Origin of the sequence: Nitrobacter sp. 62-13, from assembly GCF_001896955.1 — a bacterium.
In the GTDB taxonomy this organism is placed as follows: Bacteria; Pseudomonadota; Alphaproteobacteria; order Rhizobiales; family Xanthobacteraceae; genus Nitrobacter.
Genome location: NZ_MKRN01000037.1, coordinates 1 through 2,640, shown reverse-complemented (window position 1 = coordinate 2,640; position 2,640 = coordinate 1). Strand labels below are relative to the sequence as shown.

Here is a 2,640-nt window from a genome sequence, read left to right as displayed (position 1 = left end):
GCAGCACGAGGTGCAGGTCGAATCGATGGGCGGTCAGGTGGTCGACGTCGAGGTCTCCGCCAAGAACAAGACCAACCTCGACAAGCTGCTCGAAATGATCGCCCTTCAGGCCGAACTGCTCGATCTGAAAACCAACGCATCGCGGCCAGCCGAAGGCACCGTGATCGAAGCCAAGCTGGATCGCGGCCGCGGCCCTGTCGCCACGGTGCTGGTCCAGCGCGGCACGCTGCGGATCGGCGACATCATCGTGGCGGGCGCCGAGATGGGCCGCGTCCGCGCGCTGATCTCGGATCAGGGCGAAACGGTCGACGAGGCCGGCCCGTCGGTGCCGGTCGAAGTGCTGGGCTTCAACGGACCACCCGAGGCCGGCGACCGGCTTGCCGTGGTCGAGAATGAAGCCCGCGCCCGCCAGGTCACGAGCTATCGCGCCCACCAGAAGCGCGAAAACGCCGCGGCGAGCGCCTCCGGGATGCGCGGCTCGCTCGAGCAGATGATGTCGCAGCTCAAGACCGCCGGCCGCAAGGATTTCCCGCTGATCATCAAGGCCGACGTGCAGGGCTCGCTGGAAGCCATTCTCGGCTCGCTGGAAAAGCTCGGCACCGAGGAAGTCGCCGCGCGCATCCTGCATGCGGGCGTCGGCGGCATCTCGGAATCCGACGTCACGCTCGCGGAAGGTTTCAACGCCGCGATCATCGGCTTCTCGGTCCGCGCCAACAAGGAGGCCGCCGCCGCCGCCAAGCGCAACGGCATCGAAATCCGCTACTACAACATCATCTACGACCTCGTGGACGACGTGAAGAAGGCGATGAGCGGCCTGCTCGCGCCGACGCTGCGCGAAACCATGCTCGGCAACGCGGAGATTCTGGAGGTGTTCAACATCTCCAAGGTCGGCAAGGTGGCCGGTTGCCGCGTCACCGACGGAAGCGTGGAACGCGGCGCCCATGTCCGCCTGATCCGCGACAATGTCGTGGTGCATGAAGGCAAGCTGTCGACGCTGAAGCGATTCAAGGACGAAGTGAAGGAAGTCCAGTCGGGCCAGGAATGCGGCATGGCGTTCGAGAACTACCACGACATGCGCGTCGGCGACGTCATCGAGTGCTATCGCGTGGAAACGATCCAGCGTTCGCTGTGAGTTCGAATCTCACGAGAATGCTGCGTTAGTTGGTAATACGGCGTCATGGCCGGACGAAAGCGCGAAGCGCGTCTTCGCATAATGGTCCGGCCATCCACGTCTCAATTCAGACGCTTGGAGAAAGACGTAGGTGCCCGCGACAAGCGCGGGCATGACGACTGTTTGAAAGATCTTCTATGCCCCGCCATCATCAACCCGCGAAGCATCCCGGCGGCTCGCAACGTCAACTGCGCGTCGCCGAGACCGTGCGCCATGCGATCGCCGACATTCTCACCCAGGGCCTCGTTCATGATCCCGTGCTCGAAGGACATCTCATCACCGTGCCCGAGGTCCGCATGTCCGCCGACCTCAAGCTCGCGACGATCTATGTGATGCCGCTCGGCGGGCGCGACACGGCCGACGTGATCGAGGCGCTCGATCACAACAGGAAATTCCTGCGCGGCGAGATCGCCCGGCGCGTTAACCTGAAATTTGCACCTGACATCCGCTTCCGCGCCGACGAGCGATTCGACGAAGCGGAACGTATCGAGAAATTATTGAGAACACCTGCGGTGCAGAGAGACCTCGCACCGGATTCGGACGAAAGCTGACGACCATGATCGCACCTGATGCCGCCCTCGATTCGAAAACCGGCGAATCGGATGGCGCCGACAAAAAAAAATCTGCCGCCGAAAACGGCTTTCTCGACGCGCCCCGGAAAAGACACAACAACCAGCCGCGCCGCGACCGCCGCGACGTCCACGGCTGGGTCGTCCTCGACAAGCCCGTCGGCATGACCTCGACCCACGCGGTGGCGGTCGTGAAACGGCTATTCAACGCCAAGCGCGCGGGACACGCCGGCACGCTCGACCCGCTGGCTTCGGGTGGCCTACCGATCGCGCTCGGCGAAGCCACCAAGACCGTTCCTTTCGTCATGGACGGCCGCAAACGCTACCGCTTCACGGTGCAATGGGGCGAGGAGCGCGACACCGACGACACCGAAGGCCGGGTCACGCAGACCAGCGAGGGCCGTCCCGATGCGGACGCGGTGCAGGCGCTGCTGCCGCGCTTCACCGGGGTGATCGAGCAGATCCCGCCGCAATATTCCGCGATCAAGATCCAGGGCGAACGGGCCTACGACCTCGCCCGCGACGGCGAGACCGTCGCCCTGCAGCCGCGACAGGTCGAGATCCACCACTTCGACCTCGCGGAACATACCGGCGACGGCCGCTCCGTGTTCGAGGCGGAATGCGGAAAAGGAACCTATGTGCGGGCGCTGGCCCGCGATATCGGACGGATTCTCGGCTGTTACGGCCATATCTGCGCGCTGCGGCGCACGGTCGTCGGCCCGTTCGACGAGGCCGACATGATTCCGCTGGAAGAACTGGAGGCTTTGTGCGATAGAGCCGCATCCGGCGAGGGAAACCTCGCCGATGCACTATTGCCCGTTGAGACCGCGCTGGACGACATCCCGGCACTGGCCGTCACTCGGGCTGATGCGGCAAGGCTCCATCGGGGCCAGGCCGTCT

The 2,640-nt window shown here is 64.4% G+C and carries 3 protein-coding genes; all 3 read left to right on the top strand.

Annotated elements, in window-relative coordinates; all coding sequences use genetic code 11:
* A partial coding sequence (infB, locus tag BGN91_RS04620) for a translation initiation factor IF-2 (protein ID WP_292610944.1) occupies window positions 1-1,132 on the top strand: 1,132 nt, incomplete at its 5' end.
* A gap of 176 nt (window positions 1,133-1,308) precedes the next feature.
* Window positions 1,309-1,722, top strand: a complete 414-nt coding sequence (gene rbfA / locus BGN91_RS04615; RefSeq protein ID WP_292610942.1) for a 30S ribosome-binding factor RbfA — start codon at window positions 1,309-1,311, stop codon at window positions 1,720-1,722.
* A gap of 5 nt (window positions 1,723-1,727) precedes the next feature.
* On the top strand, window positions 1,728-2,640 hold a 913-nt coding region (gene truB, locus BGN91_RS04610), incomplete at its 3' end, for a tRNA pseudouridine(55) synthase TruB (protein WP_292610939.1).

What these genes read in the sequence shown, in the direction of transcription:
- rbfA (WP_292610942.1), top strand. Translation starts at nt 1,309, where the DNA reads ATGCCCCGCCATCATCAACCCGCGAAGCATCCCGGCGGCTCGCAACGT.